Origin of the sequence: Rathayibacter sp. VKM Ac-2754, from assembly GCF_009807095.1 — a bacterium.
In the GTDB taxonomy this organism is placed as follows: domain Bacteria; phylum Actinomycetota; class Actinomycetes; order Actinomycetales; family Microbacteriaceae; genus Rathayibacter.
In genome coordinates, this window is sequence record NZ_WUCC01000001.1 from 272,128 (window position 1) to 293,592 (window position 21,465).

Consider the following 21,465-nt stretch of genomic DNA (forward strand, 5'->3'; position numbering starts at 1 on the left):
GAATCCCCCTCACCCACCACGCAAGGAGAGACAGCATGGCTCAGAAACAGTCGATCTTCGGCCGCATCGCGCAGCTCACCAAGGCCAACATCAACGCGCTCCTCGACCAGGCCGAGGACCCGCAGAAGATGCTCGACCAGATGGTGCGCGACTACACCGACAGCATCCGCGACGCCGAGGCCGCCATCGCGCAGACCATCGGCAACCTGCGGCTGCTCGAGGACGACTACCGCGAGGACGTCCGCAACGCCGACGAGTGGGGCGGCAAGGCGCTCGCGGCGAGCCGCAAGGCCGACGAGCTGCGCGCCTCGGGCACGACGGCCGACGCCGACAAGTTCGACGCCCTCGCGAAGGTCGCCCTGCAGCGCCAGATCCAGTCGGAGCGCGAGGCGAAGGACGCCGAGCCGACGATCGCCTCCCAGACCGAGGTCGTCGACAAGCTCAAGACCGGTCTCAACCAGATGCGGGAGAAGCTGCAGCAGCTCTCGTCCAAGCGCGATGAGCTGATCGCCCGCTCGAAGACCGTCGAGGCGCAGAGCCAGGTCCAGGATGCGATCAAGAGCATCGACATCATGGATCCGACCAGCGAGGTGAGCCGCTTCGAGCAGAAGATCCGCCGCGAGGAGGCCCGGGTCCGCGGCGCCGAGGAGCTCGCGTCCTCGAGCCTCGACGCGCAGTTCGAGTCGCTCGAGGACCTCGGGGAGATGACCGAGGTCGAGGCGCGCCTCGCCGCGCTGAAGTCACCGCGCGCTCAGGACTCGATCGGCTCCTGACCGCTTCTACGAGCGCCTCCGGCGGGGTGCGAAGTCAACCCCCGCCGGAGGCGCTCGTCTGTCGCACGGAGCCGGATCGCCGTCGCAGGGCGCCGGAATGCCCCCTGAACACGGCACGCCGCGAAGACTGGCAATCGTCTTGATGCGCCGGGGACCGCCGACCCCCTACTCTTCCAGAAGGCCCCTGACACCGGTCGATTCATGCCTCGTCCGGCATATGGACGCGGCGAACCAGGAGCGGACCGGGCCCAGCCGGGGACCGCTCACCGAGCGGCCGTCGATCTCCGATGGCCACCCAGAAGAGCGAGGCGCCGATGAGCACCCCCACCACCCTGACCGACACGTCGAGCGCTGCGAAGCCCCGCGTCGTCCGCACCCGCCCTCGTACCGATGGTCGCGTGAATCCGACCACCGAGTACTCCGGCCTGCTCAGCACCGTGCGCGACGCGGGCCTGCTGCGCCGCCGCAGAGGCTTCTACTACCTGATGTTCTCGGCCCTGGTGCTCGCCACCGGCGGCATCGTCACCGGGTTCGTCCTGCTCGGCGACTCCTGGTTCCAGCTCCTGCTCGCCGCCGCACTGGGCATCGTGCTCACGCAGTTCGCCTTCCTCGCCCACGAGGCCTCGCACCGCCAGGTGTTCGAGTCGGGCAAGGCCAACGACATCGCCGGCCGCACGCTAGCGAACCTGTTCGTCGGCATCAGCTACTCGTGGTGGATGACCAAGCACAGCCGCCACCACGCCAACCCGAACGTCCTCGGCAAGGACCCCGACATCGAGCGCGACGTCGTCTCCTTCACCCCCGAGGACGCGGCCCGCTCGCGCGGCGCCTACGCCTGGCTCACCCGCCGTCAGGGCTACGCCTTCTTCCCCCTCCTCCTGCTCGAGGGCGTCAACCTGCACCTGCACGGCTTCCGCACCGTCTTCGGCAAGGGCAAGGTCGACAAGCGCTGGGTCGAGATCGCCATGCTGGTCACCCGCGTCGGCCTCTACCTCGCCGTCATCTTCTGGGCCCTGCCGCTCGGGATGGCCTTCGCCTTCCTCGGCGTGCAGATGGGCGTCTTCGGCCTCTACATGGGCGCCTCGTTCGCGCCGAACCACAAGGGCATGCCTCTGCTGCCCAAGGAGGCGCGCGTCGACTTCCTCCGCCGCCAGGTCCTCACCTCGCGCAACATCAAGAGCAACTGGGTCACCGACCTCTACATGGGCGGTCTCAACTACCAGGTCGAGCACCACCTCTTCCCGAACATGCCCCGCCCGGCGCTGCGCCACGCGCAGGTCATCGCCAAGGAGTACTGCACGACCCACAACATCCCGTACACCGAGACCTCGCTCCGGGAGTCTTACGCGATCGTGATCCGCTACCTCAACAACGTCGGCCTCTCGGCCGGTGGCGACCCGTTCGACTGCCCCGCGGCCTCGGCCTACGGCCGCTGAGTCCCGGCTCCCTTCACCTCGAAGGCTCTCCCCCTCCGCACAGGAGAGGGAGGGCCTTCGTCGCGTGGAGGGGGCGCAGACGGACCGGCGCGATGCAGGAGCGTGAAGAGCTCAGGCTCCCGTGCAGTCGATCAAGGTCGAGGTGACGACGGCGGTCGTCTTCGCTCCGGTTGCCGGAGCGTCGTCCGGCGGTGACGCGACCGCGTTCAGCACGGACGGGACCGAGATCGACAGCGTGGTGCGGAGGAACATCGTGCCGCCAGCGGGAAGTTCGGAGGTGAGCACGGCTTGGCGGCTCGTCGGGCCGAGGTACATGACGGTCGCCGTCGCGTCGCCCGTCGAGCTGAAGACACCGATGTTGCGGACTCCCGACCCCGTGATGATGACCGTCGTACCGACAGGGAGTGGCACGGTCGCGGCGGTCAAGCGGAAACCGGGGCCGACCACGCCGAGGGTCCCGCACGTCCCGGTGAGCTGGAACGCGCGCAGATCCGTGAGTGACGCCGCGGCGGAGGGGGTGGCCACGGTGACCGCGACCACCGGCACCACCCAGGCGGCAGCGGCAGCGACCGAGCGGCGTGAGACGACGCGGGCGGGAGCGGCAGGGGGAGCGGAGTGGTGCGACACGGGGATGCCTTTCTGGAGAGAACGCGGCTCCGGAGACCGCTCGATCGAGGGGGCGATCCGGCGGAGGAGCCGTCGTTCCGATCGTTCCAGCGCGGCGGACGGCCGACCGTCGATCCGCACCCCCCGATGTGGCCTCGCCCTTCGGACAGAGAAGGCCCCCGCTCCCGGAGGGAACGAGGGCCTTCTCCCGTGAGGCTCGTGATCAGTTCTCGCTGCAGAGGATCAGCGTCGAGTTCACATTTCCCGCAGGCTTCGCGCCGGTCGCCGTGTAGCCGATCGGCAGCGTCGTGACACCGTTCAGGGTGAAGGCCACTGAGATCGAGAGTGTGGTGCGAATCTGGAGAGTCGCGCCCGCGGCCAGCGCCTGCGTCAGCGTCACCTGGCGGGAGCTCGGGCCCAGGAACGCGACGCTCGCGATCAGCGGTGACGCGCTGAACACGCCGATGTTGCCGACACCGCTGCCCACGATGGTGACCGTGGTGCCGACGGGCAGCGGAGTCGTGGGCCCGGCCTTCAGCAGGAAGCCGGGACCGATGACGCTGAGGATGCCGCAGTCACCCGTGAGCGTGTAGGCGCCGAGATCGACGTCGCCCGAGGCGGAGGCGGACGGCGCCGTCATCGCCACGGCGACGACCGGCACGGTCCAGGCGGCGGCGGCGGCGACGGAGCGGCGGGAGACGACGCGCTCGGCGTCGAGGGGCGCGGGAGTGGAGTCGTGGGACACGGAGGTGCCTTTCGGTCGGAAGCACCGCGCCTCCCCGGAGGTGCCGCCCGGCGAGGACGACCCTCCTGGAGGGTGGTGCCGGCGGCGGTGCTCGGAAGGTGGTGCTGGGCCGATGCTGCCGATCCGGATCGCAGGAGGGAAGGCCGATCCGCTTGTCCCCCGCACGTGGGCCAGGGGGCGGCGCAAGGGGGTGTCGTCCGCGATCCGAGCGTCCTAGCGTGGCCCTCATGAGCAGCTCCGACAACGACATCGAACCGACCCTGATCGAGACCGACGAGACCACCCGCCAGGCCGACCCGGCGACCTCCCCCGAGACCCCCGCGGGTCTCGACGAGGTCGGCGGCTCCTCCCCCGACGGCGCCGCCGGCGTGGACGCGAACGGCGACGAGGTGAACCCGCCGCTTCCCGACTGGGGACCCACCGACGGAGTCCACGGCACCGACGCCGAGACCGACGCCTCGGGCACCGCCACGCCCTGACCGCGCACCTCGGAGGGACCTCTCCAGCCGCTCGGCGAGTACGCCGGACTCGACTCGGAGAGGTCCCTCCGTGTTCGCCGGAACGACGCCGGAGCGCCGCCGCGGCGGCCCTACACTGGCGCAATGCAGCCGAATGAACGCGCACTCCGGGTGATCTCGTACAACCTCCGCGAGCACCGTGCGCACGTCGAGATCGCCCCTCTCGCCGCCCGTCACGACGTCGACGTCCTCTGCCTGCAGGAGTGCGACACCACCAGGCTCCCCGAGGAGCTGGGCGATCTGCGCCTCGCCACCGTGACCGCGCGCAACCGCCTCGGCCTCGCGATCTACTACTCCCACGAGCGCTTCGAGCTCGCCGGCAGCGCCGCCTTCGAGCTCAGCAAGTCGATGCACGACCGGGTGATGTCCCCCGCTCACGAGCGGCTGCTGGCCGTCCGCCTCAACGACGTCACCGGAGGCTCGATCGCCGTCTCGTCGTTCCACGCGGCTCCGCTGTCGGCCGGCAACGCACTGCGACGGAAGCAGATCGACGAGGCGCTGAACCGCCTCCGCGAGTACGCCCCCGACACCCCGTCGCTCATGGTCGGCGACTACAACTACCCCTGGTTCTTCCGCGGACTCGACCGAAAGATGACGCGGAACGGCTACCTCGTGTCGCGGAGCGACTCCCCCACCTACGCCCGCTACCGCTACTTCAGCGGGCACTTCGACTTCGCCATCAGCGACTCCGTCCGCATCCAGCGCGTCTCGACCCTGCCGCAGGGCCTCTCCGATCACCTCCCCGTGCTCGTCGACGCGCACTACGAGATCCCGGCCGCCTGAGCGGCAACCCCGTCCGGCACTCGGCCGCCGGTCGGTAGGCTCGGGGGGTGACGACGCTGATCCTCGCCAGGCACGGAGAGACTGTCTGGCACTCCGAGAACCGCTTCGCGGGCTCCTCCGACATCGCGCTGACCCCCCGGGGCCAGGACCAGGCGGCCACGCTCGCAGCCTGGGCCGTCGACGCGGACCTCGAGGCGGTGTACTCCTCCACCCTGGTCCGGGCGGTCAGGACCGCCGTCCCCGCCGCGCGCGCGGCGCACCTCGAGGTGCAGCCCGACCCCGCGCTGGTCGAGGTCGACTTCGGCCAGGGCGAGGGCCTCACCACCGCCGAGATGGAGAAGCGCTTCCCCGATGCGTACCGGGCCTGGGTCGCGGCTCCCGCCATCCAGCCCATGCCCGGAGGCGAGTCGGGTCTGGACGCGGTGGCGCGGGCCAACACCTCGCTCGCCCGGATCCACCGCGAGCACCCCGACGGCCGGGTGCTCATCGTCGCCCACGGCACGCTGATCCGGCTGCTGCTCTGCGCCTACCTCGGCATCAACCCCGAGTCGTACCGGCACATCTTCCCGGTCGTCGACAACGTCTCGCTGACCACGCTGCGCTGGGACGAGACGGGCATCGGCCTCCTCGGCTACAACGTCCCGCCCGTGCAGAAGCAGCGGCGCTCGAGCTGAACGCCGGCCGGCGCGCGCCACAGGGCGCGGGCTCCATCGCCCTGGTGCTCGGCTCGGTCGCGAGCGTGCAGCTCGGGGCGTCGTTCGCGGTGCTGCTCTTCCCGGCGGCCGGGCCGATCGGCACCGTGACGCTCCGGCTCGTCTTCTCGGCCGCCGTCCTGCTGATCGTCTGCCGACCGCGGATCCGGGGCTACACACGGGCCGACTGGGGCACCGTCGCTGTCTACGGCCTCGCGCTCGGCGGGATGAACGCGTGCTACTACGAGGCCATCGCCCGCATCCCGCAGGGAGCGGCGGTGACGCTCGAGGTGCTCGGTCCGCTCGCCCTCTCGGTGATCGCCGGGCGGAGCGTGCTCAGCCTCCTCTGGGCGCTCCTCGCCCTGGCCGGCGTGGTCACGCTCTCGCAGGGTGGATTCTCGTCGCTCGATCCCGTCGGGGTCGCCTTCGCGCTCGGCGCCGCGGCGCTCTGGGCGACCTACATCGTCTTCGCGGGGCGCACGGGCGGGCGCTTCCCGCGCCTGGACGGCCTCGCGCTCGCGCTCACCGCCGGCGCGATCGTCTCGCTGCCGTTCGGGATGGCCTCCGCGGGCCCGGCCCTCGTCCTGCCGCCCGTGCTCCTGCTCGGGCTCGCGGTCGCCGTGCTCTCCTCCGCCATCCCCTACGCGCTCGAGCTGCTCGCGCTGCGGCGCCTGCGCTCGTCGACGTTCTCGATCCTGATGGCGCTGTCGCCGGGCGCCGCGGCCCTCTCGGGCTTCCTCGTGCTCGGGCAACGCCTCAGCGTCGTGGAGGCGATCGGCATCGCCCTGGTCGTCGCCGCGAGCGTCGGCGCCGTCCGCACGGCGCGGCCGTGACGCCGCCGCGTCACCGTGTCCGCCCCTCCCCCTGCTGGTCGAGCAGCCCCGGAGGGGCGTATCGAGACCCACGAGCGTCAGAAGAGCGGTCCGCAGACCTCGCCTTCTGGCGGACGTGGATCTCGATACGCCCGCTCCGCGGGCTGCTCGATCAGCGAGCGTGCGAGGGGGGCCGCATTAAGGAGGTCCCTTGTCCTGAGCGCGGCGAAGCCGCTCCGCGTCTCAGTGGTGAGGGAGAAGTCGGCGCTGGGCGCCAGCATGCTGGTCGAGCCCGCAGCCCCGCAGGGGCGTATCGAGACCCGCCCGCGTCAGCAGACGCGGCTTCTGCCCCGGCCTTCTGACGGACGTGGATCTCGATACGCCCGCAAGCGGGCTACTCGATCAGCGAGCAGCGAGCGGCGAGCGGCGAGGCAGTACGCCGCCGCCCCACCCGCAGGCCGGTTCTTTTGTTAGGCTAACTATGTGGATGAGGGCAGAGCGGGCGAGACGGCGTTGACCGCGCTCGCGGGTGAGACGCGCGTCGCCGTGGGACGACTCGCGCGGCGGCTCCGCCAGGAGAAGGCGCAGCACGAGCTCAGCGACGCGCAGTTCGGCGTCCTCGCCCTGCTGCACCGCGACGGCCCGTAGACCCTCGGCGAGCTGGCCGAGGCCGAGCGGGTCCGCCCGCCGTCGATGACCCGCACCGTCGCCTGCCTCGTCGACGACGGCCTGGCCGAGCGCCTCGCCGACCCCGCCGACGGCCGCGTCACGCGCATCCGCCCGACCTCTGCAGGCACCGAGCTCGTCCTCGACGTCCGCCGCAGCCGCGACGCGTGGCTGGTGGCCCGCCTCCGCGAGCTCTCCCCCGACCAGCGCGCCCTGCTGCACGACGCCGCGGCGCTGCTCCGAGAGGTGGCCGATCGTTGAGCGCGATGTTCCGCTCGCTCGCGGTGCCCAACTACCGCATCTGGTTCGCGGGGGCGATGGTCTCGAACATCGGCACCTGGATGCAGCGCACCGCCCAGGACTGGATCGTCATCAACGACCTGACCGACCACGACGCCACCGCGCTCGGCGTGACCATGGCACTGCAGTTCGGACCGCAGCTGCTGATGGTCCCCTTCTCGGGCTTCATCGCCGACCGCTTCGACCGCCGGAAGCTCCTGATGGCGACGCAGGCGGCGATGGGCGTCCTCGGCCTCGCGCTCGGCCTCATCGTCGTCACCGGCGTCGTCCAGCTCTGGATGGTCTACGTCTTCGCCCTGCTGCTCGGCTTCGCCGCGGCGATCGACGCGCCCGTCCGCCAGACCTTCGTCTCGGCGCTGGTCGACGAGAGCCACCTCTCGAACGCGGTGTCGCTGAACTCCGCCTCGTTCAACTCCGCGCGGATGATCGGGCCGGCCCTCGCGGGTGTGCTCATCGCCGCGATCGGCTCGGGCTGGGTCTTCCTGCTCAACGCCGTCAGCTTCCTGGCGGTGCTGCTCTCGCTGCGCTTCCTGCACCGCGACCAGCTGCGCTCGGCACCGCGGGCGACCCGGGGGCCCGGCGCGCTCCTCGAGGGCTTCCGCTACGTCTCGAAGCGGCCCGACATCCTCGTCGTCCTGTCGATCGTCTTCCTGATCGGCACCTTCGGGCTCAACTTCCCGATCTTCGCCTCGACGATGGCGACCGTCGAGTTCGACATGGGGGCGAGCGAGTTCGGCCTGCTGTCCTCCGCGATCGCCGTCGGCTCGGTGGTGGGCGCGCTGCTCTCGGCCCGCCGCGACCGCCCGCGCCTGCGCCTGATCGTCGGAGCCGCGGCCGCGTTCGGCGTCGCCCTCGCGCTCGCCGGCGTGATGCCGACCGTCTGGGCCTTCGCGATCCTCCTGCCGTTCGTCGGCATCGCCGCGCAGACGCTGATGACCTCGGCCAACGGGTACGTGCAGCTCTCGACGGCGCCCGAGATGCGCGGCCGGGTGATGGCGCTCTACATGGCGATCTTCATGGGCGGCACCCCGATCGGCGCGCCGCTCATCGGCTGGGTCGCCAACGCCGCGGGGCCGCGCTGGGCGATGCTGGTCGGCGCCTCCTCCGGAGCCGTCGCCGCCGCGATCGGCCTCGGCTGGTATCTGCGCACGCGCCGCAGCGCCGCCGGGGCACGTCCGGCTCGCGGAATAGGGTTCGGCTCGTCGGAATTGGCGGATCCGGCGAGCCGAACCGGAGCCGACGAGCCGGAGCTCGATCAGCAGGTGCTCACGCCTCGCGCGTGATCTCGACCTTCACGAACAGCTTCGACGAGGTCGGCCCCGCGTACACCCCGCGCAGCGGCGCGATGTCGTTGTAGTCGCGCCCGCGCCCGACGATCACGTGGCGGTCGCCGATGTCGATCAGGTTGGTCGGGTCGTAGCCGCGCCACGTCCCTCCGCAGAACCACTCGACCCAGGCGTGCGACTCCCCCGTCACCGTCTCGCCGATCGGCGCGTTCGGCTTGGGGTGCAGGTAGCCCGACACGTAGCGCGCCGGGATGCCGACCGAGCGCAGCGCCCCGAGGACGATGTGGGTGATGTCCTGGCAGACGCCCTCGCGCGCGGTCCACGACTCCGTCGCCGTCGAGTGCACGCCCGTGACGCCCTGGCGGTACGTCATCTCGCGGCCGATCCGCTCGGCGATGCTCAGCGCCGCCTCGCAGGGGCCCGCCGCCTCATCGGCCAGCGCGTGCGCCAGCTCGACGAGATCCTCCGGAGGCGCGGTGCGGGTGGTCTGCTTCGACTGCTCGACGTACTCGGTGAGGGTCTCGACCTGCTCGGCGAGCTGCTCCCAGCCGGAGGGGTGGTCCGGGTGCGCCTTCGGCCGCACCTCGACGAGCGAGGTCGCGGTGAGCGAGAGCTCCTGGTGCGCGTTCAGCACGTCGAACGAGGCGACCCTGGTGCCCCAGTAGTCGGTGTAGGTGTGCACCGAGGTGAGCGGGCGGATGTCGAGGTGCGACGACAGCACGAGCTGCCCGTCGGAGGAGGCGGGCAGCATCCGCGCCTCGTTGTAGGACGCGACGACGTCGCCCCGGTAGGTGAATCCCGTGGTGTGCGTGATGCGCAGCCTGCTCACAGCGCCTCCCCGATCCAGCTCGGCATGACGTTGGTGGGGAAGTAGCGCTGGCGGATGGCCTCGGACGCGGCCGAGGTCGCCTCCTGCACGCTGTCCATGTGCCGCGGGAGGTCATCGAGGATGTCGGCGATCGGCCGGTACTCGAGCTCGCTCCGGATCTGGCCGAGCACCCGCTGGGCGTCGCCGGTGTGGCCGACGCGCCCGGTGCGCGGCTCGATGTCGCGCATGCACATCTCGGCCCGCGAGACCGAGAAGAGGATCGACCGCGGGAAGAGGCGGTCGAGGAGGAGGAACTCCGCGGCGTTGCGCGCGCTCGGCACGCCGCGGTAGGTGCGCAGGTAGGCCTCGTAGGCGCCGCACGAGCGGAGGATCGTCGTCCACGACGGTCCGCTCGCCTCGGTCAGCGACCGGGTCGCGAGGAGCCTGGCCGTCATGTCGGCGCGCTCGATCGAGCGCCCGAGAGTGAAGAACTGCCACGCCTCGTCGCGCGAGGTCGCCGACTCGATGATGCCGACGGCGAGCGCCGAGCGCTCGCGCACCCAGCTGAAGAACTCCGACACCCGGTCGCCCGTGACGCGGCGCGGCATCCGGGTGCGGGTCGTGTTCAGGCACTCCCACAGCTCGGTCGACACGATCTCGCGAGCGCGGCGGGCGTTCTCGCGGGCGGCGCCGAGCGAGTAGGCGATGGAGGCGGGGTTCGTGCGGTCGATCGCGAGGATCGTGAGCACATCGGCGCGGGTGATCTCGCTCATGTCGTCGGGAGGGGTCGACCCCATCACCGACAGGAGCGAGCGGCAGGCGGTGTCCTCGTCGATCCACGGGTCCTCGAGCAGGAGCTGGAGATGGACGTCGAGGATGCGCGCGGTGCCGTCCGAGCGCTCGATGTAGCGGCCGATCCAGAACAGCGACTCGGCGATCCGGGAGAGCATCAGGCGTCCTCCTCCGCCGAGCGACCCTGCTGCTGCTGCTGCTCCTGGTCGCTGTTGCCGGCGTCCTGCGGCGAGTGGTCGGGGGTGTGGTTGAGCGGGTAGACGATCGGGATCGAGCTCGTCACCGCGGCCTGCTCGGCGACGAGGCCCTGGATGTCGTGGGCGTCGCGGTCGGGGGTCTGCGACTCGAGGCCGACGACCCAGGTGTCCTTCGATCCGCCGCCCTGCGACGAGTTGACGACGAGCTGCCCCTCCGGCAGCGCGACCCGGGTCAGCCCGCCCGGCAGCACCCAGATGTCGGTGCCGTCGTTGACGGCGAAGGGCCGCAGGTCGGCGTGCCGCGGGCGCATCCCGTCGTCGACGAGGGTGGGGATGGTCGAGAGCTGCACGACCGGCTGCGCGATCCAGCCGCGCGGATCGGCCTGGAGGCGCGAGCGCAGCTCGGCGAGCTCCTTCGCCGACGCATCGGGGCCGACGACGAGGCCCTTGCCGCCCGAGCCGTCGACCGGCTTCACGACCAGCTCGTCGAGGCGGTCGAGCACCTCCTCGAGCGCTCCCGGATCCTCCAGGCGCCAGGTGTCGACGTTCTTGATCACCGGATCCTCGGAGAGGTAGTAGCGGATGAGATCGGGCATGTAGGTGTAGACGAGCTTGTCGTCGGCGACGCCGTTGCCGACCGCGTTGGCGATCGTGACGTTGCCCAGCCGCGAGGCGAGCATGAGCCCCGGCGAGCCGAGCATCGAGTCGGCGCGGAACTGCAGCGGGTCGAGGAACTCGTCGTCGACCCGGCGGTAGATCACGTCGACGCGGGTCGGGCCGGAGGTCGTCCGCATGAACACCTTGCCGCCGGTGCAGAACAGGTCGCGGCCCTCGACGAGCTCGACGCCCATCAGGCGGGCGAGCAGAGTGTGCTCGAAGTAGGCCGAGTTGTAGACGCCGGGAGTGAGCACGACCACTGTCGGGTCGTCGACGCCCTCGGGCGCGGAGGCGCGCAGGGCCTGGAGGAGCCGGTTGGGGTAGTCGCCGACCGGGCGCACCCGCATCGAGACGAACAGCTCGGGGAGCGTCTGCGCCATCACCCGGCGGTTCGAGATCACGTACGAGACGCCGGAGGGGACCCGTACGTTGTCCTCGAGCACGCGCCAGCCGCCGACCTCGTCGCGGATGAGGTCGATGCCCGACACCTGGATCCGCACGCCGTTGGCCGAGACGATGCCCGCGGCCTGGCGGTGGAAGTGGCTCGAGCTCGAGATGAGGCCGGCGGGGATCACTCCGTCCTTCACCGCGTTCTGCGGGCCGTAGACGTCGGCGAGGAACGCCTCGAGCGCGCGGACGCGCTGCTTGATTCCGCTCTGCACCTCGTTCCACTCGGCGCTCTCGATGACGCGCGGCACGGCGTCGAGCGGGAAGGGCCGCTCCTCCCCCGCGAAGTCGAAGGTCACGCCCTGCGCGAGATAGGAGGAGGCGAGTGCGTCGGTGCGTCCGCGCAGCTCCTCCTGGGTCATGCGGGCCAGTGAGGAGTAGATGTCGCGGTAGGCGTCGCGGACGCCGTCGGGGCCGCCGGCCGCCGCGACATCGGCGAACATCTCGTCCCAGGGTGGCGCGCCTGCGCGGCGCCGCTCGACCTTCTGGGACCCGTATCCGTCGAAGAGGTCACCCATGGCACGACTCTAGTGCGGGCCGTATTGCGGGGATGTTTCGGGGGTCGGGAGCAGGACCACCAGACCGGTGCGCCCGTGGGAATAGATCGGACGCGGGATGGTTGGATGGTGATGTACATGCAAACGCATGGAAAAGGTCTCGCCAGGACGGGGCCAGGAGAGAAGGAGCGCCTGATGCAGTTCGGCATCTTCACGGTCAGCGACATCACCACCGACCCCACGAACGGGCAGACCCCGACCGAGTCGGAGAAGATCGCGGCCACCCTCGCGATCGCCGACAAGGCCGAGGAGATCGGCCTCGACGTCTTCGCCCTCGGCGAGCACCACAACCCGCCGTTCTGGTCGTCCTCACCGACGACCACCCTCGCCTACATCGCCGCGCGCACGGAGCGCCTCCTCCTCACCACCGCGATGGCCCTCATCACCACCAACGACCCGGTGAAGCTCGCCGAGGACTACGCGATGCTCCAGCACCTCTCGGGCGGTCGCGTCGACCTCATGCTCGGCCGCGGCAACACCGGCCCCGTCTACCCGTGGTTCGGCAAGGACATCCGCCGCGGGATCGAGCTGACGATCGAGAACTACGACCTGCTGCACCGCCTCTGGACCGAGGAGTTCGTCGACTGGGAGGGCCAGTTCCGCACTCCGCTGCAGGGCTTCCAGTCGACCCCGCGCCCGCTCGACGGCATCGCCCCGTTCGTCTGGCACGGCTCGATCCGCTCGCCCCAGATCGCCGAGCAGGCCGCGTACTACGGTGACGGCTTCTTCGCGAACCACATCTTCTGGCCCGCCTCGCACACCCAGAAGATGGTGCAGCTCTACCGCGAGCGCTTCGAGCACTACGGCCACGGCAGCGCCGACCAGGCGATCGTCGGCCTCGGCGGGCAGATCTTCATGGCGAAGAACTCGCAGGATGCCGTGAAGCAGTTCCGCCCGTACTTCGACAACGCCCCGGTCTACGGCCACGGACCCTCGCTCGAGGACTTCACCGAGCAGACCCCGCTGACCGTCGGCTCGCCGCAGCAGATCATCGACCGCACCCTCGGCTTCCGCGAGTACGTCGGCGACTACCAGCGCCAGCTGTTCCTCATCGACCACGCGGGCCTGCCGCTGAAGACGGTGCTCGAGCAGATGGACATGCTCGGCGAGATCCTGCCGGCGCTGCGCGCGGGCTTCGCCGAGGGACGCCCTGCGCACGTGCCGGACGCCCCCACCCACACCTCGCTCGTCGCCGCCCGCGACCAGAAGCCCGTCGCCGTCAACGCCTAGGAGACGCCCCATGGACACCCGCCGCCTCACCGTCCTCTCGGCCGGCCTCAGCCAGCCGTCCTCCACCCGCCTGCTCGCCGACCGCCTCGGCGACGCGACCGAGGCCGCGCTCGCCGAGCAGGGCTTCGCCGTCGAGCGGAGCGTGATCGAGCTGCGCGACCTCGCGCACGACGTCACGAACAACCTCCTGACCGGCTTCGCGAGCCCCGCCCTGCAGACCGCGCTCGACGCGGTCGCCGGCGCCGACGGCCTCATCGCCGTGACGCCGATCTTCACCACCAGCTACAGCGGCCTCTTCAAGTCGTTCGTCGACGTGCTCGACACGGAGGCGCTCCGCTCGCTCCCCGTGCTCCTCGCGGCGACCGGCGGGTCGCCCCGTCACTCGCTCGCGATCGACTACGCGATGCGACCGCTGTTCAGCTACCTGCACGCCGCTCCCCTGTCGACCTCCGTCTTCGCGGCCACCGACGACTGGGGCGGCGCGACCGAGGACGGCAGGGCGCTCCCCTCCCGCATCGAGCGCGCCGGCCGCGAGCTGGCCGACGAGGCCGCCCGCTCGACCCGCTCGGGCGCGGTGCGCGACCCTTGGGCGCTCGACGGCGACTTCGAGGGGCTGCTGGGCAAGCGCGGCTGACCGGCCGCTTCTCTCACAGGAACCGGCATTCGTCCAGTACCGGTGCCCGGGCGCTCGCCCGGGCTAGCCTCCCTCCCGGGGAGCCCGCCGTGGCCCCCGGAGGGGAGGCCTTCGTGGTCCGCAACAGCACCGGTGCCGACAGATCCGTCTTCGAGCGGGCCGTTCTCGATCGGCGCCGGTTCCTCGGCGCCCTGGGCGTCGCCGCCTCCGTGCCCGTGCTCGCCTCCTGCGGCTTCGCGCCGGCCGGCCCGCAGGCCAGCGCCGACAGCGGCACCCTCACCTTCACCACCTGGGGCACGGACGCCGAGCTCGCCGGGTTCCAGCGCGCGATCGACCGCTTCCAGGAGGCCAACTCCGGCGCCACGGTCACGCTGAACGCCGTGCCCTACGAGCAGATGTTCACGAACATCGACGCGCAGCTGCAGGCCGGCAACCCGCCCGACGTCTTCCGCGTGCCGTACTACACCTTCGGCAGCTACGCCGGGCGCGACCAGCTGCTCGATCTCACCCCGCACCTCGAAGCCGACGTCGCCGACCGCTTCACCGACGCGGCCTGGGCCGCGGTGCAGAGCAACGGCAGCCCGTTCGGGGTGCCGCACCACACCGACACGTCGCTCATCCTCTACAACACCGAGGCGCTGGCCACCGCGGGCATCACCGACTTCCCGTCCTCGCCGGAGGAGGCGTGGACCTGGGAGGAGTTCTCCGAGGTCGGCGCGAAGCTCCGCGCCTCGCTGCCCGCCGAGCGCTATCCGTTCGCCTACAACTGGCAGGGCAACGGGGTCACCCGCTGGCTGAGCCTGCTGTTCCAGGCCGACGGCCGGTTCCTGACCGAGGACCTCTCGGGGCCCGCCATCGACAGCGCGGCGGGACGCGCGGCCATCGACTTCAGCCGCAGCTTCTTCACCGACGGGCTGGTCCCGCCGAGCAGCTCGATCCAGGCGACGACCTACGCGAGCGACCTCTGGTACTCGCAGACGACCGCGATGACCTTCGCGGGCGCCTTCCTCGTCCCCGACGCCGACGCGACCCTCGACTTCGAGTGGGGCGCGACGTACTCGCCGCGCAACGTGCGCGGCGGCGGCGACTTCGGCGGCAACGCCCTCGTCGCCACCAAGGCGACGGCGCAGCCCGAGCTGGCCGCCGCGTTCCTGGCGTTCGTGACCGAGGAGGAGGCGATGAGCGACTTCTGCGCCGGCGCCTCGCTGCTGCCCACCCGCCGCGACCTCACCGAGTCGGGCATCGAGTTCGAGGTGCGCCCCGAGCTGGCAGAGGTGTTCCTCGGTCAGGCGGGCACCGTCCAGGCCTCCGACTCGGCCCAGGTCGCCTCGCCCGACATGGCGGCGATCATCGCGGTGCTCAAGGAGCAGCTCGAGGCCGCCTTCGTCGGCGGGCAGAGCACGGAGGACACCATCGCGAAGCTCACGGCCGGCATCGCGGCCGCCACCCAGTGAGCATCGCCCCACCGGCGCCGGTCTCCGCTCCGCCCCGGCGCCGCTCGGGAGCACCGGCGGCGCGCGAGACCGCCGCCGCCTACGCGTTCCTCGCGCCGAACCTCCTGATGCTGGGGCTGTTCGTGTTCGTGCCGCTGGGCGGCGCGTTCCTGATCAGCTTCCAGAGCACGAACGGATTCGGCGACGGCGTCTTCATCGGGCTCGACAACTACGCACGGCTGCTCTCGGATCCGCTGTTCTGGCGCTCGACGCTCAACACAGCGCTGTTCACGCTGATCGTGACTCCGCTGTCGATGGCGCTCGGGCTGGGCGCGGCGGTACTGCTGAACTCGGTGCTGCCGGCGCGAGCGGTGTTCCGGTCGATCCTGATCCTGCCGATGGCGGTGTCGGGCGTCGCGACGGCGCTGATGGGCGTGCTGATCTTCGACGAGAACAGCGGAGTCCTCGACGGGCTGCTGCAGACCGTCGGCCTGCCGCGGATCGCGTGGCAGTCGGGCGGCGCCGCGGCGTTCGCCTCGGTCGTCCTGGTCACCCTGTGGTGGCGCATGGGCTTCAACATGCTGATCTACCTGGCGGGGCTGCAGGGCGTGAACCCGGCGCTGTACGAGGCCGCCCGCCTCGACGGGGCGAACGGCTGGCAGCAGTTCCGGCACATCACGGTGCCGATGGTCGGCCCCTCGACGTTCTTCCTGCTGATCCTCAACGTCATCTACTCGTTCCAGGTGTTCGACATCGTCTTCGTGCTGACCGGCGGCGGGCCGCAGAACGCCACCTCGGTGCTGGTGACCTACGCCTACGACACCGGATTCGTCACGCGCGACCAGGGCTACGCGGCGGCGATCGGCATCGTGCTGCTCGTGGTCACGATGATCTTCACCGCCGTGCAGTGGCGCACCAACCGCAGCAGGGACCTCGTCGAATGAGCACCGCCTCGCGCAGCACGCGCTTCCTCCGGCTGGTCCTCGCGATCGTGGTGTCGCTGGTCATCCTCTTCCCGCTCTACTGGATGGTCGTCGTCGCGTTCTCGTCGCGGGCCGAGCTGCTCGGCGGGACCCTGCGCCTCTGGCCGCGGGAGCTGACGCTCGTCAACTTCGACCGCGTCTTCTCGTCGTTCCCGGTGGCGACCTGGTTCGGCAACTCCCTCGCGATCAGCCTCGTGACGGCGCTGATCACCGTCGCGATCAACCTGCTCGGCGGCTACGCCTTCGCGCAGCTGCGGTTCCGCGGCTCCGGGGCGCTCTTCCTGCTCGCGCTGTCGACGCTGACCCTGCCGGTGCAGGTGATCATGGTCGCGCTGTTCCGGCTCGTGACCGACCTCGGGCTCTACGGGAGCTACTGGGCGGTGATCCTGCCGACGGCGGCGTCGGCGTTCGGGCTGTTCCTGGCGCGGCAGTTCATCCTCGCGATCCCCCGCGATCTGATCGAGGCGGCACGGATCGACGGCGCGGGGCACTTCCGCGTCTTCACCCGCATCGTGCTGCCGCTCTCGAAGCCGCTGATCGCCGTGCTGTTCTTCATGACGCTGCTCGGCTCGTGGAACGACTTCGCCTGGCCGCTGATCGCGCTGAAGGAGAACGTGCTGTTCACCCTCCCGATCGGGCTGCTGTTCCTCCAGGGCCAGTTCGGCAGCGACTACGGGGCGACGATGGCGTTCGCACTCGTGAACGTGGCGCCGATGGTCATCCTCTTCCTGGTCTTCCAGCGCTACTTCGTGCAGGGGTTCGCGCGCAGCGGACTGCGCTGAGAGCACCCCGGCTGGCCACTCTTGTCAAGACCCGACCTGTGACTCCACAGGAAAGGGTGCGCGCGGTACCGTCTACCACAGGCGCCCCTGTCGGGGCGTCCCGTGACGGGTTGTCCAGCGAGAGGCGAGGTCGTCGTGAGTGTGATCGCCGCCAACGCAGCCCAGCAGAAGGTCGCGGGCCGCTACTACCTCATCGAGCGGATCGGCTCCGGTGGGATGGGCTCCGTCTACCGCGCACGCGATGAGACCGTGCAGCGCGACGTCGCCGTGAAGGTGTTCCGCGCCGAGGCCTCGAGCCCCGAGGACGTCGCGCGCCAGGAGCGCGAGGTGCGGATGCTGTCGTCGTTCGCGCACCCCGGGATCGTCAACCTCTTCGACGCGGGCCTGCACAACTTCGGCGGCGAGGTGCGCCGCTACGTCGTCATGGAGCTGGTCGCCGATCCGACCATGGAGCGCCGGCTCGAGGCGGGTCCGATGGCCGCCGACGAGGTCGGTGCGATCGGTGCGCAGCTCGCGGAGGCGCTCGCCTACCTGCACGCGCGCGGCGTCGTGCACCGCGATGTGAAGCCCGCGAACATCCTCGTCAGCGACGTCGGATCCAGCGGCTACGAACACACGGCCAAGCTCACCGACTTCGGCGTCGCCCACTTCATGGACGGCTCGCGACTGACCAGCGACGGCATCGTGATCGGGACGGCCAGCTTCGTCAGCCCCGAGCAGGTCGCGGGCGAGCCGATCAGCGGCGCGAGCGACGTGTTCTCGCTCGGGCTGGTGCTGCTGGAGGCGCTCACCGGCCACCGGGAGTACGAGGGCACGGTCCTCGAGGCGGCGATCGCGCGGCTGCACCGCAGCCCCTCCGTGCCCGACTCGCTGCCGACGGCGTGGCGCGAGCTGCTGACGGCGATGACGCAGCGCGACCCCGCGCAGCGCCCGACGGCCGAGCAGGTCGCGCAGCGTCTGCGGGGCGGTCTGGCCTCGGGGACGACGGCGCCGATGGCGCTGGCGCCGGTGTCGCTGACGCCGTCGTCGCGCGTGCGCCGCACGGTGATCATCGGCTCGAGCGTGGTCGGCGTCGGCGCCGTGGCCGCGCTGTCGTGGATGCTCGGAGTGCTCGCCGGGCGCTGAGCGCTGAGCGCTCTGCGGAGTGACAAGCCTCACTGATCGAGCACGTAGCTTGCGCGGCGGGTGCATCTGCTTGTGGCCCCTCCCTCGCTGATCGAGTAGCCCGCGCAGCGGGCGTATCGAGATCCACGTCCTTCAGAAGGCGAGGACAGAAGACGGATCTGCTGACGCTGGTGGGTCTCGATACGCCCCTGCGGGGCTACTCGACCAGCATGCTGGAGGGCGCGAGCGCCGACTTCTCCCTCAGACCTCGCCGGGGAGGGCGCGGCGGAGGACGATGCGCGTCCAAGCGCCGACGTAGAGGCGGTCGCCCTCGTCGACCTCGCGCCGCTGGCCGGCCGGGATCGGCGTCTGCGGGAGGCCGGTGCCGGCCTCGGCGAGGTAGGTGCCGTTCGCCGACTGGAGGTCCTCGACCCACCAGCGCAGTCCGTCGGTCGTGAGCTGGCACTGCCGGCGCGAGACTCCGGAGTCGGTGCCGCAGTCGATCTGCGGCGAGATGCCGCGCGAGACGGAGGGGCGGCCCACGAGCAGGGAGCGCTCGCGCAGCACGACGGTCGTCGGCGGGCCGGGAGAGGGCATCGGATCCTCCGCGCGCTGCTCGGCGTACCAGTCGGGGTCGATCCAGAGCTCGGCGATCCAGGGATCAGCGCTCGACGGATCAGCAGCCTCGACGGGCACCGCCTCCGCGAGGACCTCGGTCGCCGGAGCGGGCGGCGCGGTGGCGACGGGAACGTCGAACCCGGCCTCCTCCTCCGGCACCAGCTCGGTCGGAGGAGCCGCCGACTCCGGAGCCGCCGCCGCGGGGACCTCGCCGAGGTGGGCCCCGGGGTCGCCGGCGGGCGAGGCGGAGCCGCCGACCTCGGCCGGCGAGCGCACCGCGCCCGACGAGGTGAACGGGTCGGCCTCGGGGAGGGAGCCGGTGGTGAAGTCGTAGCCGCAGTTCTCGCAGAACAGCGCGCCCGCCTCGTTCGGGTACGAGCAGTTCGGGCAGACCGCGGCCCCGGTGGGGATCGCCGTGGTCGGGGCGGCGGGGCTCGAGGCGGCCGGCGCGGGAGCCTGCGCGGCGGCGATCGGAGCACCGCAGACGTCGCAGTAGTCGCCGGAGCTCGACGTGTGCCCCTCGGGGCAGCGGAAGCTCACTTGCGGACCCGCGTGGTCTTGGTCGACGCGGTGTCGAGCGCCATCTCGTCGAGCTTGGCGACGCCGCGCTTGAGACGCACGGTGCCCTCGTTGGGGTTGTCGATCTCGACGACCTTGCGGAGCTTGGCGGTCGCCTCGTCGTTGCCGGTGACGGCGGCGAGCTGCACGGCGCGACCCAGCTTGACGGTCGCGGTGGCGTCGTCGCCCGCGGCCTTCGCCGCGAGGCCGTCCTGGATCGCCGAGGCGAGCTCGGTCTGGCCGGTGTAGTGCGCGACGGCAGGGTCGATGCGGGCGGTGAGCGCGGAGTCGTCGGTCCAGCGGGCCTTGACCAGGGCGGAGGCGACGACCTCGTCGCGCACGCTGAGCTGCACGCGCGCGGCGAGCTGCTCGGCGCCGACGGGCTTCGAGGCGACGCGGACGGCCACGTGGTACTCCCGCGACTCGTCTCCCCAGGCGCCGGTGGGGTACGAGCCGGTCAGCGGATTGACGGACGTGCGGCGGGAGCTCAGGTCCTCGAGGGTGGGCGCGACCTGGCGGACGAAGAGGAGCTGGGCGCCCTGCGGCGTCCAGACGCGCAGCTCGCCGTTCGCGACTCCGCGGCCCATCGACGCCTGCATCAGCTGCTCGAAGTCGGCGGCCATGTCGGCGGGGTTCGCGATGAGACCGACGGTGCCCAGCAGCGCGCTCGCGATGGTGCGCGCCTCCTCGACGACCCAGCGCGAGCCGACTCCGCGGACGTCGCACTGGAAGACACCGCCCGCCGCGCGGATCGCGGCGTCGAGCTGCATCCGCGACTCGTGCTCGTTCTTGCCGTCGGTGAGCAGGATCGCGTGGCGCTGCGACGCCTCCGGGACGCTCGAGAAGAGCTGGCGGGCGAGCGTGAGCCACGTGCCCATCGCGGTGCCGCCATCGGCCTGGAGGTAGCCGATCGCCTCCTTCGCCGCGGCGCGCGCGCCCGGCTCCATCCGCACCATCGGCACGGAGGCGTTGGGGTACGGGAACGCGCGGTCGGCGCGTTCGGAGCCCGCGACGACCGCGAAGAACGTGCCGTCGAGGATCTGATCGACCGCGACGGCGGCCGCGCGCTTCGCGGCGGTCATGTTCTCGCCGGTCATCGACCCGGAGCAGTCGACGATGATGATCTCGGCCGCCGCACCGTCGCTGCCGGCCACGCCGGTGCCCGACGCGGTCACCGTCACGATCGCGTGCACATCCGTGGCGCCGTCCGAGAGGAACTCGTTCTGAAAGACACTCGCGCTGAACTCCGCCATTCGCTCAGCCTATTGTGCGGGCTGACCGTCGTGGCCCTCCTCGCCGGATGCGCAGCAAGCCCGGCACCGCCTCCCGCGGGCGCTCGCTTCGACTACCAGCTGGGCGGCGGCTACCCGCCGACCGAGGGCGTCGATCTCGTGGTGCGCGATCGCTCCGACGAGCCCGCACCGGGCGCGTACTCGGTCTGCTACGTGAACGCGTTCCAGACGCAGCCCGGCGAGGAGGCGCAGTGGACGGGCGAGCGGGCCGAGCTGCTGCTGCGCGACGGGGCGGGCGCGCCGGTCGTCGATCCGGACTGGCCCGACGAGACCCTCCTCGACGTGTCGACCGCGGCGAAGCGCGACGCCCTGCTCGCGATCGTGGGCGGCTGGATCGAGGGCTGCGCCGCGAGCGGCTTCGACGCGGTCGAGGCCGACAACCTCGACTCCGCGACCCGCTCCGACGGCCTGCTGAGCGACGAGCAGACCGGCGCCTTCGCCGAGGCGCTCGTCGAGGCGGCGCACGACGCCGGTCTCGCGATCGGCCAGAAGAACGCCTCGGAGCGGGTGGAGGAGATGCGCGGGCTCGGCTTCGACTTCGCGATCACCGAGGAGTGCGAGGTGTTCGAGGAGTGCGACGCGTACACCGACGTCTACGGCGAGCGCGTCTACGAGGTCGAGTACACCGACGAGCCCGGCGCGGAGGCGGTGTTCGACCGCGCCTGCTCGCTCCGCGGCGACCGGATCGGCGTGCTGCAGCGCGACCGCGACCTGCTCACCCCCGGCGACCCCGGCTTCGCCTCGGAGGGCTGCTGA

The 21,465-nt window shown here is 71.3% G+C and carries 23 protein-coding genes; 16 read left to right on the forward strand and 7 right to left on the reverse strand.

Annotation, left to right across the window (positions count from 1 at the left end; translation table 11 throughout):
* The first annotated feature begins 35 nt into the window (after positions 1–35).
* Positions 36–773 carry a PspA/IM30 family protein gene (locus GRS92_RS01385; RefSeq protein ID WP_159853239.1) on the forward strand — a complete coding sequence of 246 codons (738 nt, stop codon included), beginning with the start codon at positions 36–38 and terminating at the stop codon, positions 771–773.
* A gap of 287 nt (positions 774–1,060) precedes the next feature.
* Positions 1,061–2,209: a fatty acid desaturase family protein gene (locus tag GRS92_RS01390; RefSeq protein ID WP_235021749.1), complete on the forward strand. Its 1,149-nt coding sequence runs from the start codon at positions 1,061–1,063 to the stop codon at positions 2,207–2,209.
* Positions 2,210–2,320: 111 nt separating this feature from the next.
* Here GRS92_RS01390 and GRS92_RS01395 read toward each other — a convergent pair whose 3' ends face one another.
* A complete protein-coding gene (locus GRS92_RS01395) occupies positions 2,321–2,836 on the reverse strand; it encodes a hypothetical protein (RefSeq protein WP_159852582.1) in 516 nt (171 codons plus the stop codon).
* Positions 2,837–3,038: 202 nt separating this feature from the next.
* On the reverse strand, positions 3,039–3,560 hold the full coding sequence (locus tag GRS92_RS01400) for a hypothetical protein (RefSeq protein ID WP_159852584.1): 522 nt from the start codon (positions 3,558–3,560) through the stop codon (positions 3,039–3,041).
* Positions 3,561–3,787: 227 nt separating this feature from the next.
* On the opposite strand from GRS92_RS01400, the gene GRS92_RS01405 reads away from it, so the two are divergent.
* From GRS92_RS01405 to GRS92_RS01430, 7 genes are all read left to right on the forward strand, one after another.
* The gene (locus tag GRS92_RS01405; RefSeq protein ID WP_159852586.1) at positions 3,788–4,039 is read left to right on the forward strand and encodes a hypothetical protein; all 252 of its coding nucleotides are present in this window, start codon (positions 3,788–3,790) and stop codon (positions 4,037–4,039) included.
* Between the two features lie 123 nt (positions 4,040–4,162).
* Positions 4,163–4,861 carry an endonuclease/exonuclease/phosphatase family protein gene (locus tag GRS92_RS01410; protein ID WP_159852588.1) on the forward strand — a complete coding sequence of 233 codons (699 nt, stop codon included), beginning with the start codon at positions 4,163–4,165 and terminating at the stop codon, positions 4,859–4,861.
* 47 nt (positions 4,862–4,908) lie between these two features.
* Positions 4,909–5,535 (forward strand): histidine phosphatase family protein, encoded by a 627-nt coding sequence (locus GRS92_RS01415; RefSeq protein ID WP_056037552.1) that lies wholly within the window; start codon positions 4,909–4,911, stop codon positions 5,533–5,535.
* 44 nt (positions 5,536–5,579) lie between these two features.
* Entirely contained in the window at positions 5,580–6,386 is an 807-nt protein-coding gene (locus tag GRS92_RS01420) for an EamA family transporter (protein WP_235021751.1), read from the forward strand.
* 462 nt (positions 6,387–6,848) lie between these two features.
* Positions 6,849–7,013: a hypothetical protein gene (locus GRS92_RS18910; protein ID WP_235021753.1), complete on the forward strand. Its 165-nt coding sequence runs from the start codon at positions 6,849–6,851 to the stop codon at positions 7,011–7,013.
* Between the two features lie 12 nt (positions 7,014–7,025).
* Entirely contained in the window at positions 7,026–7,292 is a 267-nt protein-coding gene (locus GRS92_RS18915) for a hypothetical protein (protein ID WP_268817132.1), read from the forward strand.
* The gene (locus tag GRS92_RS01430; protein ID WP_159852590.1) at positions 7,289–8,614 is read left to right on the forward strand and encodes an MFS transporter; all 1,326 of its coding nucleotides are present in this window, start codon (positions 7,289–7,291) and stop codon (positions 8,612–8,614) included. Before GRS92_RS18915 ends, GRS92_RS01430 begins: the two co-directional genes overlap by 4 nt.
* Here GRS92_RS01430 and GRS92_RS01435 read toward each other — a convergent pair.
* From GRS92_RS01435 to GRS92_RS01445, 3 genes are read right to left on the reverse strand one after another with little or no spacing between them, the layout of a single operon-like run.
* Entirely contained in the window at positions 8,598–9,446 is an 849-nt protein-coding gene (locus GRS92_RS01435) for a transglutaminase family protein (protein WP_159852592.1), read from the reverse strand. The two genes, GRS92_RS01430 and GRS92_RS01435, sit on opposite strands and share 17 nt — an antisense overlap.
* Positions 9,443–10,375: an alpha-E domain-containing protein gene (locus tag GRS92_RS01440; protein WP_159852594.1), complete on the reverse strand. Its 933-nt coding sequence runs from the start codon at positions 10,373–10,375 to the stop codon at positions 9,443–9,445. Before GRS92_RS01440 ends, GRS92_RS01435 begins: the two co-directional genes overlap by 4 nt.
* Entirely contained in the window at positions 10,375–12,036 is a 1,662-nt protein-coding gene (locus GRS92_RS01445) for a circularly permuted type 2 ATP-grasp protein (protein WP_159852596.1), read from the reverse strand. The genes GRS92_RS01440 and GRS92_RS01445 overlap by 1 nt, the downstream gene beginning before the upstream one ends.
* A 174-nt stretch (positions 12,037–12,210) precedes the next feature.
* On the opposite strand from GRS92_RS01445, the gene GRS92_RS01450 reads away from it, so the two are divergent.
* From GRS92_RS01450 to GRS92_RS01475, 6 genes are all read left to right on the forward strand, one after another.
* The gene (locus GRS92_RS01450; protein WP_159852598.1) at positions 12,211–13,305 is read left to right on the forward strand and encodes an LLM class flavin-dependent oxidoreductase; all 1,095 of its coding nucleotides are present in this window, start codon (positions 12,211–12,213) and stop codon (positions 13,303–13,305) included.
* A 10-nt stretch (positions 13,306–13,315) separates the two neighbouring features.
* Positions 13,316–13,939: an FMN reductase gene (locus GRS92_RS01455; RefSeq protein ID WP_159852600.1), complete on the forward strand. Its 624-nt coding sequence runs from the start codon at positions 13,316–13,318 to the stop codon at positions 13,937–13,939.
* A gap of 89 nt (positions 13,940–14,028) precedes the next feature.
* Positions 14,029–15,393: an ABC transporter substrate-binding protein gene (locus GRS92_RS01460; protein WP_235021755.1), complete on the forward strand. Its 1,365-nt coding sequence runs from the start codon at positions 14,029–14,031 to the stop codon at positions 15,391–15,393.
* Positions 15,390–16,316, forward strand: coding sequence for a carbohydrate ABC transporter permease (locus GRS92_RS01465; protein ID WP_235021756.1), 927 nt, complete (start codon positions 15,390–15,392; stop codon positions 16,314–16,316). Before GRS92_RS01460 ends, GRS92_RS01465 begins: the two co-directional genes overlap by 4 nt.
* The gene (locus tag GRS92_RS01470; RefSeq protein WP_159852602.1) at positions 16,313–17,137 is read left to right on the forward strand and encodes a carbohydrate ABC transporter permease; all 825 of its coding nucleotides are present in this window, start codon (positions 16,313–16,315) and stop codon (positions 17,135–17,137) included. Before GRS92_RS01465 ends, GRS92_RS01470 begins: the two co-directional genes overlap by 4 nt.
* A 135-nt stretch (positions 17,138–17,272) precedes the next feature.
* Positions 17,273–18,262 (forward strand): serine/threonine-protein kinase, encoded by a 990-nt coding sequence (locus GRS92_RS01475; RefSeq protein WP_159852604.1) that lies wholly within the window; start codon positions 17,273–17,275, stop codon positions 18,260–18,262.
* Between the two features lie 240 nt (positions 18,263–18,502).
* Here GRS92_RS01475 and GRS92_RS01480 read toward each other — a convergent pair whose 3' ends face one another.
* Both GRS92_RS01480 and GRS92_RS01485 read right to left on the reverse strand, forming a co-directional pair.
* The gene (locus GRS92_RS01480) at positions 18,503–19,399 is read right to left on the reverse strand and encodes an FHA domain-containing protein (protein WP_159852606.1); all 897 of its coding nucleotides are present in this window, start codon (positions 19,397–19,399) and stop codon (positions 18,503–18,505) included.
* Complete coding sequence (locus tag GRS92_RS01485) at positions 19,396–20,670, reverse strand: VWA domain-containing protein (RefSeq protein ID WP_159852608.1); 1,275 nt, start codon at positions 20,668–20,670, stop codon at positions 19,396–19,398. Before GRS92_RS01485 ends, GRS92_RS01480 begins: the two co-directional genes overlap by 4 nt.
* 30 nt (positions 20,671–20,700) lie before the next feature.
* On the opposite strand from GRS92_RS01485, the gene GRS92_RS01490 reads away from it, so the two are divergent.
* The gene (locus tag GRS92_RS01490) at positions 20,701–21,465 is read left to right on the forward strand and encodes an endo alpha-1,4 polygalactosaminidase (protein ID WP_235021757.1); all 765 of its coding nucleotides are present in this window, start codon (positions 20,701–20,703) and stop codon (positions 21,463–21,465) included.

Excerpts from the sequence above, each read along its gene's own strand:
- GRS92_RS01455 (WP_159852600.1), top strand. The coding sequence starts at position 13,316 with ATGGACACCCGCCGCCTCACCGTCCTCTCGGCCGGCCTCAGCCAGCCG.
- GRS92_RS01450 (WP_159852598.1), top strand. The coding sequence starts at position 12,211 with ATGCAGTTCGGCATCTTCACGGTCAGCGACATCACCACCGACCCCACG.
- GRS92_RS01445 (WP_159852596.1), bottom strand. The coding sequence starts at position 12,036 with ATGGGTGACCTCTTCGACGGATACGGGTCCCAGAAGGTCGAGCGGCGC.
- GRS92_RS01470 (WP_159852602.1), top strand. The coding sequence starts at position 16,313 with ATGAGCACCGCCTCGCGCAGCACGCGCTTCCTCCGGCTGGTCCTCGCG.
- GRS92_RS01405 (WP_159852586.1), top strand. The coding sequence starts at position 3,788 with ATGAGCAGCTCCGACAACGACATCGAACCGACCCTGATCGAGACCGAC.
- GRS92_RS01485 (WP_159852608.1), bottom strand. The coding sequence starts at position 20,670 with ATGGCGGAGTTCAGCGCGAGTGTCTTTCAGAACGAGTTCCTCTCGGAC.
- GRS92_RS01390 (WP_235021749.1), top strand. The coding sequence starts at position 1,061 with ATGGCCACCCAGAAGAGCGAGGCGCCGATGAGCACCCCCACCACCCTG.
- GRS92_RS01385 (WP_159853239.1), top strand. The coding sequence starts at position 36 with ATGGCTCAGAAACAGTCGATCTTCGGCCGCATCGCGCAGCTCACCAAG.
- GRS92_RS01440 (WP_159852594.1), bottom strand. The coding sequence starts at position 10,375 with ATGCTCTCCCGGATCGCCGAGTCGCTGTTCTGGATCGGCCGCTACATC.
- GRS92_RS01410 (WP_159852588.1), top strand. The coding sequence starts at position 4,163 with ATGCAGCCGAATGAACGCGCACTCCGGGTGATCTCGTACAACCTCCGC.